This is a genomic window from Arthrobacter sp. NPDC056691, assembly GCF_042791415.1.
Classification (GTDB): domain Bacteria; phylum Actinomycetota; class Actinomycetes; order Actinomycetales; family Micrococcaceae; genus Arthrobacter.
This window is the reverse complement of sequence record NZ_JBHTXX010000002.1, coordinates 243,635-259,608: the sequence shown is the minus strand read 5'-3', so window position 1 is coordinate 259,608 and position 15,974 is coordinate 243,635. Positions and strand designations below refer to the sequence as shown.

The following is a 15,974-nucleotide window of genomic DNA, read 5'->3' as shown; positions in this document are numbered from 1 at the left end:
AGTGCTTCGTGACCTCAGAGTCCCTTGCCGCCGCTGACAGCACCGTCACGGCCGATGGCTTTGCCTCGAAAACAGCGGCGATGCTGCCGCGCCGCGTGCCCACCCCGCCGCCGTTCCCCGCCTTCCAGACGCCCGGCACGCCCGAGGAAGTCTCCGAGCACTCGCTGCTGCACCGGGAGTTGAACTACGCGATCGCCGTCGGCTTCCGCCGGCTCTCCATGGACGTCTGGCTGCCGCGCAACACCAGGGACGCCCGCGTCCCGCTGGTGGTCTGGATCCACGGCGGAGCGTTCCAGCTGGGTGACCGCCGGGAACTGCCGCCCACCTTCCAGCCCAATTCGGTCTTCCGCCTGCTAAACGAGGCCGGAATCGCCTGCGCCACCGTGGATTACCGGCACGCGCTGGAGGCTCCCTTCCCGGCCCAGCTGCACGACATCAAGGCGGCGGTCCGGTACCTGCGCGAACACGCTGAGGTGCTGGGCATCGATCCAGAACGCATCGGCGCCTGGGGCGAATCGGCCGGCGGCCATCTTGCCGCACTGCTTGGCCTGACCGGGAGCCGGGAGGACCTTGAGGGCGGACTGGGCGTCCAGGGGCAGCCGAGCTCGGTGACCGCCGTCGTCGATTTCTACGGCGTTTCCTCGCTGACCCGGATGCCGCCGATGGAGGCGACCACCAGCTTCATGAGCGGCGCGCTGCTCGCGGCCGTGCCGGACGGCGTGTCCCTGGAACCGGGGCCCATGCTGGTGGGCAACTCGCACGATCCGGCCCTGCTGGATGCCGCCAGCCCGCTGGGCTACGTCACCCCGGACGCGCCGCCGTTCCTGCTGATCCACGGCGACAGTGACGGCCTGGTCCCGCTGTCCCAAAGCGAGCTCCTGGCTGAGGCCCTGGCCGGCGCCGGCGCACAGCAGGAACTCATCACCGTTGAAGGCGGCGACCACTGCTTCTTTTTCGCCGAGGACCAGCTGGACCGCATTCTCAGCACCGCAGTGTCCTTCTTCGCACAGGAACTGACCACGCCATGAAGGAATTGACCACGCCATGACATCTACTTCAGGAGCCGCTCCGATGACCACCCCTTCCGCCCTCCGTTTCGAGCACCACGAGGAGCCGTTCGGCATTGGCGAGGACCGGCCCCGGCTGTCCTGGCAGGTCCGCACCGGTGCCCCGGGCTGGGTCCAGGCGGCGTACGAACTGGAGCTGGGCCCGGACGCGTCCAGCCTCGTGAGCTACGGGCGCGTGAACTCCGCCGGGCAGCACCTGCAGCCCTGGCCCGCACGGCCGCTGGGCAGCCGCGACCGTGTTGCTGCCCGGGTCCGCGTCTGGGGCAACGACGACGGCGGCCCCTCCGAGTGGAGCCCCGTGGCCTGGGTCGAGGCAGGGCTGCTGGACGCGGCCGACTGGCAGGCGTCCATGATCCGGCCGTCGTGGGGCGAGGACAGCATGTCCGACGAACCCGCGTCCCGCATCAGCACCACCTTCGAGCTGGACGGCAATGTTTCCTCGGCCCGCCTGTACGCCAGTGCCCACGGCATCTACGTCGCGTCCATCAACGGCCGCCGCGTGGGACGGGACCTGCTGGCACCCGGCTGGACGAGCTACCACCACCGCCTGCGCTACCAGACCTACGACGTGGCGGACTATCTCCTGCCGGGCACCAACGTGATCGGCTTTGAGGTGGCCGACGGCTGGTGGCGGGGCAATCTCGGCTTCCAGGAGAAACGCAACAAGTACGGCAACCGCACCGCAGTGATCGGCCAGTTGGAAGTCGTCGACGCCGATGGCCACATCACCGTGGTGGGCACCGATGAATCGTGGCTGGCGGGGCGCGGTCCAGTGCTGTCCGCAGATCTCTACAACGGCGAAACCTACGACGCGCGGCTGGCGGACGCCGGCTGGGCGGGAAGCGGCGGGGGACTGGAGCCCGTCGCCGTCGAAGACTTTGACACCGCCCTCCTGGTGGCCCCCGACGGGCCGCCGGTCCGCGCCACGGAAGAGCTGCCCGTCCGGGAAGTCCTGACCACCCCGTCCGGGCAGACCATCCTGGACTTCGGCCAGAACCTCGTGGGGCACGTGCGCTTCCGCGTGCGCGGCGAGGCAGGCACCGAGGTGGTGCTGCGGCACGCCGAGGTGCTGGAACACGGCGAACTGGGCGTGCGCCCGCTGCGGGTGGCCAGGCAGACCGACACTTTCATCCTGCGCGGGACCGGCGAGCCTGAATCCAGCGCAGAGGAGCAGTGGCAACCCGAATTCACCGTGCACGGGTTCCGCTACGTCGACGTGAGCGGCTGGCCGGGTGAGCTGGATCCGGAAGCCTTCACCGCCGTCGTCGTCCATTCCGAACTCAAGCGCACCGGCTTCTTTGAATGCTCGGAGCCCATGCTGAACCAGTTGCACGCCAACGTGGTGTGGGGCATGCGGGGCAACTTCGTGGACGTGCCCACCGACTGCCCGCAGCGCAACGAGCGGCTGGGCTGGACCGGGGACTTCCAGGTCTTCGCCTCCACCGCGGCCTTCCTGTACCGGATTCCCGGCTTCGCGACGTCCTGGCTGAAGGACCTGGCGGTGGAACAGGGAACCGACGGGCCGCCGCCGCTGGTGGTGCCCGAGGTGACGTTCGACAAGCCGCCGTTCCCCACCCGGCCCGTGATGGCAGCCTGGGGCGACGCCGCAGTGCTGGTCCCCTGGGTGCTGTACCAGCAGACGGGGGACCTTGAATTCCTGCGCCGGCAGCTGCCCGGAATGGCGGCGTGGCTTGCCGCGGCGGCAGAAGCCGCGGGGCCCGAACTGCGGTTCGAGCAGGGCTTCCAGTTCGGCGACTGGCTGGACCCGGCGGCGCCGCCGAACGAGCCCGGTGCCGCCAGGACGCCGTGGCAGCTGGTGGCCCAGGCCTACCTGGCCCACTCGGCGTCGATCGCGTCGCAGGCGGCGGCCGTGCTGGGGGAGGACACGGAGTCCGCCCGCCTGCGCAGCCTGTCGGACCAGGCCCGGGCCGTCTTCCGCAAGGTGTACATCGCCGCCGACGGCACTCTCGACCCTGCCACGCAGACCTCCTACGCGCTGGCGCTGCGCTTCGGGTTGCTTGAGCCGGAGGAGCAGGCCGCCGCCGGCGTGCGGCTGGCCGAAACTGTGGCTGGCGACGGTTACAGGATCGCCACCGGCTTCGTCGGCACGCCGCTGGTCACCGACGCGCTGAGCGACGAAGGCCAGGTGGAAGCGGCGTACCGCCTGCTGCTCCAGACCGAGTGCCCGTCCTGGCTGTACCCCGTCACCATGGGCGCCACCACCATCTGGGAGCGCTGGGATTCCATGCTTCCCGACGGCACCATCAACGCCGGCGAGATGACGTCCTTCAACCACTACGCGCTGGGAGCCGTGGCCGACTGGATGCACCGCACCGTCGCGGGGCTGGCCCCTGCCGACCTCGCGTACCGGAAAATTGCGGTCCGGCCGCTGCCCGGCGGCGGACTCACCTGGGCGGCCGCCCGGCACGAAACCCCTTACGGCGAGGCGGCAGTGCGCTGGGAGCACGACGGCGGGACGTTCGTCCTGTCGCTCACGGTGCCGGCCGGTTGCACCGCCTCGGTGTACCTCCCGGACGGCTCCGAGGCCATGGAAGTCGGGTCCGGAACGCACTCCTTCAGCTGTGGACCCGGCCCCGTTGCGGGGACCCCCCGGAGCCCGCAACTGTCGGTGCTGCCGTGACCCTGGATCCGGAGCTGGCCGCGCTCCTGCACCACATGGCAGGGGTGGAATCGGTCCCCGGGCTCCTCACCGAGCCGGGCGGGGCGGGGCGTCTCGACGCGTTTTGCGGCGGCCTGCTGCCGTACAGCCCGCCGGACGTTCCGCTCCGCGACCTGGCGGTGCCGGGCCCCAACGGCCCGGTCCCGGTCCGGATCTATGGCGGCCGCCCGGAGGGCGGGCAGCCGGGAAGCGCGGCTTTCCACGGCGGCACGGGCGACGGCGGGTTGCCCGCCCTGGTCTGGATGCACGGCGGGAACTTCGCGGTTGGCGGCCTGGACATGCGCGAGTCCGACCAGTTGGGACGGGAAGTCGCGGCCCGGAGCGGCGGCGTGGTGGTCTGTGTCGGGTACCGTCTGGCCCTCGACGGCGTCCACTTCCCGGTTCCGCATGAGGACGTGCTGGCAGCATGGTTCTGGACGCTGGCGCACGCCCGGGAACTCGGCGTCGACCCGTCCAGGGTCTGCCTGGGCGGGGCAAGCGTCGGCGGGAACCTGGCCGTTGGCGCGGCACTGTATCTGGTGGATGCGGACCTTCAGCTGCCGGCCAAACTGCTGCTCGCATACCCGTTACTGCACGGTGAACTCCCGGCTGAACCATGGCCGGACCTTCCCGCCATGGACCGGATGCCTCAGTTTCTGCGGTTCTCTGACGAGGACTGCCGGGACATGCTGGAGAACTACATCGGCGGACCTTTGGCCATGGCATCCTCTTACGCCATGCCCGGGCACGCCGACCCGGCCGGGCTGCCGCCGGCCGCTGTGCTCGCCTGCGAGTACGACGACCTCCGTTTCTCGGCCGAAGCCTTCATGGACGGGCTGCGTGCCGCGGACGTGGAAGTCAGCCACCGGCTGGAGGAAGGGGCCTTCCACGGCTACCTCAACCATTCCGCGGCGCTCGGTCTGGTGCGGCAGGGATTGTCCTTCCTGGCCGCCGAACTGGAGTCGGCAAAGCCGTTTCAATGATTGAAATGACCCCTGCAGGCTGTACTCCTGATCCGACAGTCTTGGAGGGACAGGCCGGGCCAACGAGGAACCGGCAGAGGCAGCAAAGGAGCCGATGATGACGGAAGGCCGTGTGCTGAAAGGCGTGGAGTTCGCCCGCACGGATGGTCCCGGCTCCCGCCCACTGCTGCTGGACCTGTACCTCCCGGAGCCTGCCGGCAGCGGGGCCGAAAACCGGCCGGGCGCAGCGGAACCGCTCCGGCCGGCCATCGTCCACTTCCACGGCGGCGGCTGGCGCGTTGGTGCGCGGTCTTCCCTGGGGCCCGTCACGGACGGCTTCGGGCTCACACCCTTCGAGGTCCTGACTGAAGCCGGCTTCGTCGTCGCCTCGGCGGACTACCGGCTGAGCGCTGAGGCGGTCTACCCGGCCCAGCTGCACGACGCCCAGGCCGCGGTCCGCTGGCTGCGGGACCACGCGGCCAGCTATGGCGTGGACCCCAACCGGATCTACGCCTGGGGCGACTCCGCCGGCGGCCACCTGGCCAGCCTGGTTGGCCTCATTGGCGGTGACAGCCGCGTCGCGGCGGTGGCTGCCTGGTACCCGCCCACGGACCTGAACCGGATGGGGGAGCAGGCCCTGCCCGACGCGGTCGCGCGGGCCAGCGACCACGGCTCCCGGGAAGAACAGCTCATCGGCGCCGTCCTCGCGGAGGAGCCGCAGAAGGCGGCGGCCGCGAGCCCCGTCAGCTACGTCGGTCCGCATGCCCCGCCCTTCCTCCTGGTTCACGGCACAGCGGACCGGTTCGTCCCCGCCGCCCAGTCCGAAACCCTGGCCGCCGAACTGGAAAAGGCCGGGGCCGCCGTCGAACTTCTTCTTCTCGACGGAGCGGACCACATGTGGTCCCTGCCCGACGGCAGCCCGGCCGCGGCGGAGAAGGCACTGGCCGCCACCGTCAGCTTCCTCCGCCGGCAATCCGGCATCCCCTGAGTTTTCACAACACCCCGCAACGGTGATGCCTCGCCTGAGGCTTTATTTGCCGTGCCCTCCGACCGACACCCGCCCCGGGCGAACCTGAAAGGCCCTCCATGCAGTACATAGGCATTAATCACGACGGCGACACGTGGGCAGCCGCCCTGAACGGCACCATGGTGTTCCCGCTGGCTCCCGTCACGGACTTCTGGGCGGACGCCGATGGGTGGCAGGAGAAGGCGCGTTCCCTGACTGCGGACGGCGGTCAGTGCTTTGAGCGGAGCACCGTCACCGAAGTTCCCCTGGTTCCGGCGTCTGCCCGCGTCATCTGCGTCGGGCTCAACTACAAGGCGCATGCGGCGGAAGGCAGCTACAAGGACCAGGAACTGCCGCCGCACCCCACCCTGTTCGGGCGATGGACCGCTTCACTTTCGGTCGGCAACGTCCCCGTCCCGGTGCCGGGCGGCGAGGCAGGCCTGGACTGGGAGGGCGAAGTAGCTGCCTACATCGGCAAGCGTGCGGAGTCCGTGACCGAGGACCAGGCCGCGGTGGCCATCTTCGGCTACTCCACCTTCAACGACCTCACGGCCCGGCGCGCCCAGAAGCTGACGTCGCAGTGGACCCTGGGCAAGAACGGCGACTTCACCGGCCCGCTGGGGCCGCTGGTCAGCCGTGACGAGGTGGGCGACCTGCGCGACGGCCTCGAAGTCCGCACCCGGGTCAACGGCACCGAGGTCCAGCACGGCAACACGCGGGACATGATCTTCTCCGTGCCCGCCATCATCTCGCTGATCAGCCAGACGTTTACGCTGCACCCCGGCGACGTGATCGCCACCGGTACCCCCGAGGGCGTCGGCTACGCACGCACGCCGCAGTGGCTGCTGCAGCCGGGCGACACCGTTGAAGTTGAGATTGAGCGGCTGGGCACCCTGGTCACTCCCGTCGGCGAACCGTCCCTCCGGGCGAGGGCCTGATGACCGCCGTCGATCATGCCGGGCTTGCGGACCTGCCCGGACACGTCCCGGTCCTGATCTCCGGGGGAGGGCCCAGCGGGCTCTTCCTGGCCCTGGACCTGGCCGGCCGGGGCATCCGCAGCACGGTCATCGAGCCCCGCACGCAGATCGACCCGGACAGGCCGCGCGCCAAGACCACCAACGCCCGGACCATGACGCATCTGCGCCGGCTGGGCCTTGCCGGCACGCTCCGTAAGGCGGCGCCGCTGCCGGTGGGTTTCGCGCAGGACGTCATCTTCTGCTCGGCGCTGACCGGGCGCGAGATCCGGCGCTTTCCCAACGCGTTCCAGCTCGACTCCGGCCGCTACGGGCCGCAGCCCGAATGCGGCCAGCAGGTGCCGCAGCCGGTGCTGGAGGCCGTGCTCCGGGAAGCCGTGGCGGCGTCTGCACATGCCACCCTGCTCACCGGACTGCGGGTGGAGGAATTCGCTGCCCGCCCCGACGGCGGGCAGCGGGTGACGGTTGCCGACGCCTCCGGGCACCGCACCGCCGTCGACTGCGCCTTTCTGGCAGGGGCCGACGGCGGCTCCTCCACGGTCCGCCGCGGCCTGGGCCTCCGGCTGGAGGGGGAGTCCGCCGCCCTGTCCAACATCAGCATCCTCTTCCGCTCCCGGGACCTCGGCTCCGCCATCACGCTGGACCCCGCCGTCCAGTACTGGGTGCTGGGGCCGGACGCGGCGGGCATGGTGGGACGGATGGACCTTGACCACACCTGGTGGGCCATCATCCAGGGCGTCAGCGATGGATCAGATCTTGATCCGGCCGCCCTGGTGCGGTCCCTCGTGGGCACGGACGTCGACGTCGACGTGATCGCCACGGATCCCTGGACAGCCCGCATGCTCCTGGCCCCGTCCTACGGCACGGACACGGTGTTCCTGGTGGGGGACGCGGCGCACCAGAACCCGCCGTGGGGCGGCCACGGCTTCAACACGTGCATCGGTGACGCCGCCAATCTGGCCTGGAAAATCGCCGCCGCCTCCGAGGGGTGGGCAGGACCGGGACTGCTGGAGAGCTACGGGCTGGAGCGCCGGCCCGTGGCAGACCGGACCATCCGCGACGCTGCGGCCAACGGAAAGGCGCTCGCCTACCACTTCGCCGATCCCGCCCTGATGGCTGACGGAGTCGCGGGGGAGGCCGCCCGGGCCGGCGCCCACGACGCCCTCGCCGTCAAGCAAAGCGAGTTCGATTCGCTGGGCCTGGTCCTCGGCTACAGCTACTCCGCCTCCCCGCTGGTGGTCCCCGACGGCGCACCCGTTCCGGCCGAGGACCCGATCCGTTACGTGCCCTCGGCCAGTCCCGGCGCCCTGTTGCCGCACGCCTGGCTGGACGGCGGCGCCTCCCTCTACGACACCCTCGGGGAGGGCTTTTCGCTGCTCGTGGACGCTGCCGTTCTCGACAAGGCGGGCGGTGTGCCGCCGGAGCACCTCTTTGCCCCGGTGCTTGCTGCGGCTGCCGGCCACGGTATCCCGGTGACCGTTACCGCCGTCGGGCCTTCCGACGTCGGGACGCCAATGGCGGAACTGTGGGCCGCCGATGCCGTCCTCGTCCGCCCGGACCAGCACGTCACCTGGCGCGGGTCGTCCGCGGAATCGGCGGCCGCAGCCCTGGCAGTCGCTGCCGGCTGGAGCACCACCAACTCATTCGAGCACCTGAAGGAGGGCACCAATGCCGGCGCCGTCGTTTCGTGATTTCCTGTACGCGCCCCACCACCCGCGTGTGGCGCGCCTGCGCGGCCTGGACGCGCGCGCCTACGCCGAGGAGGCCAAGACCGACTCATTTGCCGGCCCCATGATCGAGGGCTGGCAGAAGCTCTACCCGGAACCTTTCGTCGGTGTGACGAACGACGGCGTCGTCCGCCCCGGCCTGTTTCACCTCGCCGGGGCGCGCCCCGGGGAAGAAGCGCCGACGGCGGAGATGGTGGCCGCTGCGGGCAAGCTCCTGGCGGTTGCTTCCGCGGAGCAGCGGGACCGGCTGAGCTACGCGGTGGACGCCCACGACTGGCAGAGCTGGGCCAACCCGGAGTTCATGCAGCACGATACCGGGCTGCGCCTCGAAGACCTGGACCCGGCCGTGCGCGATGCCGCGCTCGCCGTCGTGGAAGCCAGCCTGAGCCCCGAGGGGTACGTGCTGGCGCGGAATCTGATGCGGATCAACGGCTTTCTCGGCGACCTGGTGGAGCTGCCGGAGCTGATGAACGAATACAGCTACAACTTCGCCCTCTACGGGGAGCCCTCGGAAACCGAGCCATGGGGCTGGCAACTGTTCGGCCATCACCTGGCGCTCAACTGCCTCGTAGCCGGGCCCCAGCTTGTCCTGTCGCCGATGTTCCTTGGTGCCGAGCCGGATGCCATCGACGCCGGGCCGCACAAGGGCGTGAAGGTGTTCAAGGAACGCATCAGCCTGGCCCGCGACCTGATGGCATCGCTGCCCGAGCCGCTTCGGCTCGAGTCGCTCTCCTTCGCCGAAATGGTGGATCCGGCGATGCCCGAGGGCCGGCTGCACCCGGGCGACGAACGCCACCTCGCGGGCTGCTTCCAGGACAACCGGGTGATCCCCTACGAGGGCATCCGCGCTGACTCCCTGCCACCTGAATCACTGGCGCTGCTGGACCGGCTGGTGGCGGACTTCGTCGCAGCCCTCCCCGCCGGTCCCCGCGCCGCGCGGATGCGGGAAATCCGGGAGCACTACGGTGAAACCTGGTTCTCGTGGATCGGCGGCTGGCAGGGGGAGGACGCGTTCTACTTCCGCATCCAGAGCCCCGTGGCAGTCATGGAGCTGGACCACCACACGGGCGTGTTCCTCAACAACAACACCCCTGCCCCGTTCCACATGCACACCGTGCTCCGCACACCCAACGGCAACGACTACGGGCGCGCGCTGATGCGGCAGGCGGCGGCGCGCTAATAACCCCATCGGTTGCTCCGCAGGTGCCCTTTTCACCCTCGAAAACGGCACCTGCGGAGCAGTCGATGGGTCTGCCGAGTGCCAATCCGCTGAACACCAAGAGGCCCGGACTCCATGGGGGAGTCCGGGCCTCTGGCTTTGTGGTCGTGGCTGGCGATCCTGGCTATATGTCCAGCGCCGGGCGGCGCTGGGGCGGCGGGCCGACGACGGTGAGGTCCATCTCCGCCTGCGCGCGGCCGAAGCCCTCCATGTCCATGTAGGGCTCTCCGCCTTCCGTGTACATGTAGTCGTCGGTGGGCTTATTGAAGTATTCGAAGAAGCCGTTGAAGACCGACGGCGTGAGGAACCCGACCATCTGGGTGTTGTGTGAGTCGAACGCGAAGGAGTGGACGGTACCCGCCGGGGCGTGCAGGAAGTCGCCCTTGGTGAGCAGCACCTCCCGGCCGTTGGCGTAGAGCCACATGCGGCCCTCGGTGCAGAGGAAGTTCTCCGTGTGCTCTGAGTGGAAATGCAGCGGAATGTATGGGGACCTGGCGCCCTTGGTGTGGACGGCGAAGTAATTCGAGCCCGTGTTCTCCGGCCGGGAAAGGTAAGTGAACATGGTCTGGTAGCTGACCAGGCGTTCGCCTTCACCGGCACTGAGGAAGTAAGGGCTCAGTGTGGCAGGCAGTCCGGCATTCTGCTGCAGTGACGGTGCCACCCTCTCGACGTCGGGGAAGGTGATACCGAATTCGGCACCGACTTCCGCCGCCTCCCGGGAGCTCAGCCGGTGCCCGGCATGGACCGGCGGGACATGCGAATCGATGGGGGTGCCGACCCGTTCGTAGTACGCCTCGGCGCCGCCCGGAGTCATCCAGTTCAGGAAGCGCGTGTAGTGGCTGGCCATCCGGTAGGCGTGAGGTGTCCCCGGCGGAATCACGACGGAGTCACCCGGAGTCAGGATGCGGCTTTCACCCGGGAGCCACACGTGGAGGATGCCGTCAAACACGTAGAGGGTCTTGTGCTCGACGCTGTGGCTGACGAACGGGGATTCGGCTCCCATGCCGCCGGAAATGTAGGCCGCGCTGAAAATGCCGCCGGTGTCCGAGGCACGGGCGATCACGGTCACCAGCTGCCCGTCGATCTCGTACCGGGCACCCTCGCCGGAGGCCATGTAGTAAGGCACGGCCTCGCCGGGCAACACATTCGCAACCGGCAATTGCTTGTTCATTTCCTCGACGCTGAGGGTCATCGCTTCCTTCTTTCTTCGGCATCGCCGCGGGGACGTCGTTTGGACAAGCTTGGCGGATTGCCGGACTCAAGTATGCGTGGATTTCATTGGTTGAAAAGTTGCTCCGTCAGCCGGGTTCACAGCCTCCTGACAGTTTCCGAACAGCGGTGCCCTAACCTGCTGCCGGATCTTTGAGGAAGGGGCTAGGACAGATGCCCTTCCGTTCAAAGCCGTACCGCACGGCCGATCAAGGAGACAGCATGTCACGAACCAAGAGAATCACCCTCGGCATCACCGCCGGCGCGCTGGTGCTGGGCGCCGGCGTGGGGGTTACCGGAATGGCCTCAGCAGCCACCACTCCGACCCCCAGCGCAACGTCGAGCACGTCGACGGACAGCAGCGCATCGACCGACGGCTTCCGGGGCCACAGGGGCGGCGACCGCGGCCAGATCGCGGCAGACCTTGCCACCAAACTGGGTGTTGACGAAACGAAAGTGAGCGACGCCATCCAGGCGTTCCGCGAGGCCAACAAGCCGACGACGGCGCCGACCGAGGGCACCAAGCCTGACCGCACGGCCCAGGATGCGGCGCTGGCCAAATCCCTGGCCACGGCACTCGGTGTCGACGAAGCCAAGGTCACCGCGGCCCTGACGGAAATCCGCACGGCTGAGCAGGCCGAACGCGCTGCCGCGCTGAAGACCAAGCTGGACACGGCCGTCAAGGACGGCACACTGACCCAGACCGAAGCCGACGCCGTCACGAAGGCCGTCGAAAAAGGCGTGATCGGAGGTGGTGGCCACTAGAAACCAGTCCGAGGGCGGCTACACCGTCAGCCCTGAATTCACCCATGAACTGAAATCACCCATGAACTGAGAATCCCCGGGAAAGTCCCGGGGGATTTCTCGTTCCTGTCAAACGCTCCCGCACATCCCGCGGCTTCGTCCCGCGGCGCGAAGGTGAGGACGCGTTTGGGTTGACGCGACGAAAGGTGAGGACGCGTTTGGGGTTGACGCGACGAAAGGTGAGGAAGCGTTTGGGGTTGCGCGACGAAAGGTGAGGACGCGTTTGGGTTGACGCGACGAAAGGTGAGGACGCGTGTGGGGTTGCGCGACGAAAGGTGAGGACGCGTGTGGGGTTGTGCGACGAAAGGTGAGGACGCGTGTGGGGTTGTGCGACGCGTCCTCAGATCCTGCCGCTGGGTGCCAAACGCTTCCGCAGTTCCCGTCGGCCGGAGCTAGCCCCGGTCCAGGTTCACGGTCCAGCTGCCGTTGGTATTGACCGCCGAGCACTGGAATTCTGTGAGTGAGGATTTTCCGGCGGTCGGGTCAGTGTAGGAGCCAGTGGTTTGGAAGTTGCCGCTCTTCGCCTTGGCGGTGGACTTGGTGCCGGGCTGGACTTCGGCAGTGGGGTACTTCTCGGTCACGCGCATTTCGCACACCGTGTTGGCCTCGTCCAGGAGCTCCGCGGCCGCCGGCTTCGCCGCAGCATCACTGGGGGAGGCGACAGACGGGGTAGCCGTGGCAGCCGGCTGGTCCGCCCGCGGACCCGGAGCCGAAACGGCGATGGCCACACCCGCCAGAACCACCACCATGGCGGCAAGGAGGATCAGAAGCAGCCGACGCCGGGACGCGCCTTTGGGGGTGGGAGCAATGGACACGGCGTGCCTCTTTCGAAACGCTGGTCAGGCCTGGAAGTGGCAGGTACCTGGCCCTGCGGTCACCCCCATTGGCGGCGGACGTTTCTGGCAGAATAGCCGCCCGGATCGCCGCCAACAAGGCATACGGCGAGCCGGCAGTTCACTACAGCACCTTGCGGATGGTCTCCTCGAAGCTCGTCACGTGGTGCAGTGCCAGCTCGCCTGCCTTGTCCGCGTCCCCCTCGGCCACGGCCCGGAGCAGGTCCACGTGCTCGCTGATGTGGCCGCTGACCGACGGCACCTTGTCCAGCACCAGGCACCAGATGCGTGTGGCCAGGTTGTCGTAGCGGATCAGGGTGTCCTCGAGGTGTGGGTTGGCCGCGGCGCGGTAGATCAGCCGGTGCACCGTCAGGTCGTACCGCATGAGCTCCCGGGACTGGGCGGGGGTGGGTGCCAGCTCCGAGATGGCCTTGGCGACGTCCAGCAGTTCCTCGCGCATGGCGGTGTTGGCCCGTTTGGCGGCCCGGCGCGCCGCGAGCGGTTCAAGCAGTTCCCTGATTTCCGAGACGTCGGCCAGCTCCGTGAAGTCCACGGTGGTGGCGAAGGTTCCCCGGCGGGGGTAGGACACCACCAGGTGGTCCACCTCCAGCCGCTTGATGGCCTCACGCACGGGCGTCCGCCCGAAGCCGAGTTCAGCCGCCAGCTGGCCGTCATTGATGGGCTCGCCGGGGCGGATGTCCAGCATGATCAGCTTGTCGCGCAACTGCCGGTACGCAGCCTCGGCCTGGGACAGCGATTCATCCTCGGCGGGCGGCATGGCGGGAAGAGCATTCACAGCGCGGCTCCGTTCATGGGCTCCAAGCGGAAGCGAAGTGCCATTTTGCTTCCGGCTATTGACTCTGTTGTGAGCTCAATCATACCATTGACACCAACACTGATATATCAGTCCAAAGCTAAGTGGTATTTCATAAGGAGTATTCGTGGTTGAGCAGTTGAACGACCGACTTTCCGCAGTCGATCCCGAGATCCAGCAAGCCGTCGCCCGCGAGCTGGACCGCCAGCAGTCCACGCTGGAAATGATCGCCTCGGAGAACTTCGCTCCCGCGGCCGTTATGGAGGCGCAGGGTTCGGTCCTCACCAACAAGTACGCCGAGGGCTACCCGGGCAAGCGCTACTACGGCGGCTGCGAGCACGTCGACGTCGTCGAGCAGTTGGCCATCGACCGTGTGAAGGCGCTCTTCGGCGCCGAGTTCGCCAACGTCCAGCCGCACTCCGGCGCTCAGGCAAACGCTGCCGCCATGTTCGCCCTGCTGAACCCCGGCGACACCATCCTCGGGCTGGACCTGGCCCACGGCGGCCACCTGACCCACGGCATGCGCATCAACTTCTCCGGCAAGCTCTACAACGTGGTCCCGTACCACGTACGTGAATCCGACTTCCGAGTGGACATGGCCGAGGTCGAGGCACTCGCACTGGAACACAAGCCCAAGCTGATCGTGGCCGGCTGGTCCGCCTACTCCCGCCAGCTCGACTTCGCCGAGTTCCGCCGGATCGCCGATCTCGTCGGCGCCTACCTGATGGTGGACATGGCCCACTTCGCCGGCCTCGTCGCCGCAGGCCTCCACCCCAACCCGGTGCCGTACGCCGACGTCGTCACCACCACCACGCACAAGACCCTGGGCGGCCCCCGCGGCGGCGTCATCCTGGCCAAGGAGCAGTACGCCAAGAAGATCAACAGCGCAGTCTTCCCCGGCCAGCAGGGCGGTCCACTGGAGCACGTCATCGCCGCCAAGGCCGTGGCCTTCAAGCTTGCAGCAACCGAGGGCTTCAAGGAACGCCAGGAGCGCGTCCTGGAGGGCGCCAAGCTGCTGGCCGAGCGCTTCCTGCAGCCCGACGTCGAAGCCGCCGGCATCACGGTGGTCAACGGCGGCACGGACGTCCACCTGGTCCTCGTTGACCTGCGCAACTCCGAACTGGACGGCCAGCAGGCCGAGGACACGCTGCACCGGATCGGCATCACCGTCAACCGCAACGCCGTCCCGTTCGACCCCCGCCCGCCGATGGTTTCCTCCGGCCTCCGGATCGGGACCCCCGCCCTGGCCACCCGCGGCTTCGGCGCCGCCGAGTTCACCGAGGTCGCGGACATCATCGCCACGGCCCTGATCGCCTCCGCCGGTGCCAGCGCCGCCGGCACGGGAACGCTCGACGACGGCACCGCCGTCGAACTCCGCGCCCGCGTCACCGCGCTCGCCGGGCAGTTCCCCCTGTACCCCCAGCTCAGCGGCGCAGCCGAGATTGCCGCCTTTGAAAATGACATGATTGGAGCAGCCCAGTGAGCACCCACCAGCTCCCGGAGCACCCGGATTTCCTGTGGCACAACCCGGAGCCCAAGTCCTCCTATGACGCCGTGATCGTCGGCGGCGGCGGGCACGGCCTGGCCACCGCGTACTTCCTGGCCAAGAACCACGGCATGACCAACATCGCCGTCCTGGAAAAGGGCTGGCTGGCTGGCGGCAACATGGCCCGCAACACCACCATCATCCGTTCCAACTACCTCTGGGACGAGAGCGCCGCCATCTACGAGCACGCCCTGAAGCTGTGGGAAATCCTGCCCGAGGAGCTGGAGTACGACTTCCTCTTCAGCCAGCGCGGCGTGATGAACCTGGCCCACACCCTGGGCGACGTGCGCGAGAGCATCCGCCGCGTGGGCGCCAACAAGCTCAACGGCGTGGACGCGGAATGGCTGGACCCGCAGCAGGTCAAGGAACTCTGCCCCATCCTGAACATCCGCGACGACATCCGCTACCCGGTCATGGGCGCCACCTACCAGCCGCGCGCCGGCATCGCCAAGCACGACCACGTCGCCTGGGCCTTCGCTCGCAAGTGCGACGAGCTGGGCGTGGACATCATCCAGAACTGCGAAGTCACCGGCTTCGTCAAGGACGGCAACCGTGTGGTGGGCGTCAAGACCAACCGCGGCACCATCAACACCGAGAAGGTGGGCCTCTGCGCCGCCGGCCACAGCTCGGTCCTGGCGGAAATGGCCGGTTTCCGGCTCCCCATCCAGTCCCACCCGCTGCAGGCACTGGTGTCCGAACTCCACGAGCCGGTCCACCCCACCGTCGTCATGTCCAACCACGTCCACGTGTACGTCTCCCAGGCGCACAAGGGCGAACTGGTCATGGGCGCCGGCGTCGACTCCTACAATGGCTACGGCCAGCGCGGCTCCTTCCACGTGATCGAGCACCAGATGGCGGCCGCCGTCGAACTGTTCCCGATCTTCGCCCGGGCCCACGTGCTCCGGACCTGGGGCGGCATCGTGGACACCACGCTGGACGCGTCGCCGATCGTGGGCACCACCCCGGTGGACAACATGTTCGTCAACTGCGGCTGGGGAACCGGCGGCTTCAAGGGCACGCCGGCTGCCGGCCTGACCTTCGCGCACACCATCGCCACCGGCGCACCGCACAAGCTCAACAGGCCCTTCGCCCTGGAACGCTTCGAAACCGGTGCCCTGATCGACGAACACGGCGCCGCCGCCGTCGCCCACTAG

13 protein-coding genes are annotated in these 15,974 nt (G+C 68.5%); 10 read left to right on the top strand and 3 right to left on the bottom strand.

Translation table 11 applies throughout. The annotated features are described in order from the left end of the window. Positions 1-8 precede the first annotated feature (8 nt). The 7 genes from ACFRAU_RS03170 (at position 9) to ACFRAU_RS03140 (ending at position 9,575) form a co-directional block, all read left to right on the top strand. On the top strand, positions 9-1,028 hold the full coding sequence (locus tag ACFRAU_RS03170; RefSeq protein WP_377998764.1) for an alpha/beta hydrolase fold domain-containing protein: 1,020 nt from the start codon (positions 9-11) through the stop codon (positions 1,026-1,028). 43 nt (positions 1,029-1,071) lie between these two features. Next, positions 1,072-3,708 (top strand): glycoside hydrolase family 78 protein, encoded by a 2,637-nt coding sequence (locus ACFRAU_RS03165; protein ID WP_377998763.1) that lies wholly within the window; start codon positions 1,072-1,074, stop codon positions 3,706-3,708. Next, positions 3,705-4,709, top strand: a complete 1,005-nt coding sequence (locus ACFRAU_RS03160; protein ID WP_377998762.1) for an alpha/beta hydrolase fold domain-containing protein — start codon at positions 3,705-3,707, stop codon at positions 4,707-4,709. The genes ACFRAU_RS03165 and ACFRAU_RS03160 overlap by 4 nt, the downstream gene beginning before the upstream one ends. 97 nt (positions 4,710-4,806) lie before the next feature. Then, entirely contained in the window at positions 4,807-5,676 is an 870-nt protein-coding gene (locus tag ACFRAU_RS03155; RefSeq protein WP_377998761.1) for an alpha/beta hydrolase fold domain-containing protein, read from the top strand. Between the two features lie 98 nt (positions 5,677-5,774). Beyond that, positions 5,775-6,632, top strand: coding sequence for a fumarylacetoacetate hydrolase family protein (locus tag ACFRAU_RS03150; RefSeq protein ID WP_377998760.1), 858 nt, complete (start codon positions 5,775-5,777; stop codon positions 6,630-6,632). Next, positions 6,632-8,359, top strand: a complete 1,728-nt coding sequence (locus ACFRAU_RS03145) for an FAD-dependent monooxygenase (RefSeq protein ID WP_377998759.1) — start codon at positions 6,632-6,634, stop codon at positions 8,357-8,359. The genes ACFRAU_RS03150 and ACFRAU_RS03145 overlap by 1 nt, the downstream gene beginning before the upstream one ends. Continuing rightward, complete coding sequence (locus ACFRAU_RS03140) at positions 8,337-9,575, top strand: DUF3500 domain-containing protein (RefSeq protein ID WP_377998758.1); 1,239 nt, start codon at positions 8,337-8,339, stop codon at positions 9,573-9,575. Before ACFRAU_RS03145 ends, ACFRAU_RS03140 begins: the two co-directional genes overlap by 23 nt. A 163-nt stretch (positions 9,576-9,738) precedes the next feature. Here the strand turns inward: ACFRAU_RS03140 and ACFRAU_RS03135 are convergent, their stop codons facing one another. Beyond that, the gene (locus ACFRAU_RS03135; RefSeq protein WP_377998757.1) at positions 9,739-10,806 is read right to left on the bottom strand and encodes a quercetin 2,3-dioxygenase; all 1,068 of its coding nucleotides are present in this window, start codon (positions 10,804-10,806) and stop codon (positions 9,739-9,741) included. Between the two features lie 239 nt (positions 10,807-11,045). Between ACFRAU_RS03135 and ACFRAU_RS03130 the strand changes: the two genes are divergently transcribed. After that, positions 11,046-11,588 (top strand): hypothetical protein, encoded by a 543-nt coding sequence (locus ACFRAU_RS03130; protein WP_377998756.1) that lies wholly within the window; start codon positions 11,046-11,048, stop codon positions 11,586-11,588. Between the two features lie 431 nt (positions 11,589-12,019). Here ACFRAU_RS03130 and ACFRAU_RS03125 read toward each other — a convergent pair whose 3' ends face one another. Beyond that, entirely contained in the window at positions 12,020-12,442 is a 423-nt protein-coding gene (locus ACFRAU_RS03125) for a hypothetical protein (protein ID WP_377998755.1), read from the bottom strand. A 142-nt stretch (positions 12,443-12,584) separates the two neighbouring features. After that, a complete protein-coding gene (locus tag ACFRAU_RS03120; protein ID WP_377997516.1) occupies positions 12,585-13,256 on the bottom strand; it encodes a GntR family transcriptional regulator in 672 nt (223 codons plus the stop codon). 145 nt (positions 13,257-13,401) lie between these two features. On the opposite strand from ACFRAU_RS03120, the gene glyA reads away from it, so the two are divergent. Beyond that, positions 13,402-14,757: a serine hydroxymethyltransferase gene (gene glyA / locus ACFRAU_RS03115; protein WP_377998754.1), complete on the top strand. Its 1,356-nt coding sequence runs from the start codon at positions 13,402-13,404 to the stop codon at positions 14,755-14,757. Further along, a complete protein-coding gene (locus ACFRAU_RS03110) occupies positions 14,754-15,974 on the top strand; it encodes a sarcosine oxidase subunit beta family protein (protein ID WP_307105398.1) in 1,221 nt (406 codons plus the stop codon). The genes glyA and ACFRAU_RS03110 overlap by 4 nt, the downstream gene beginning before the upstream one ends.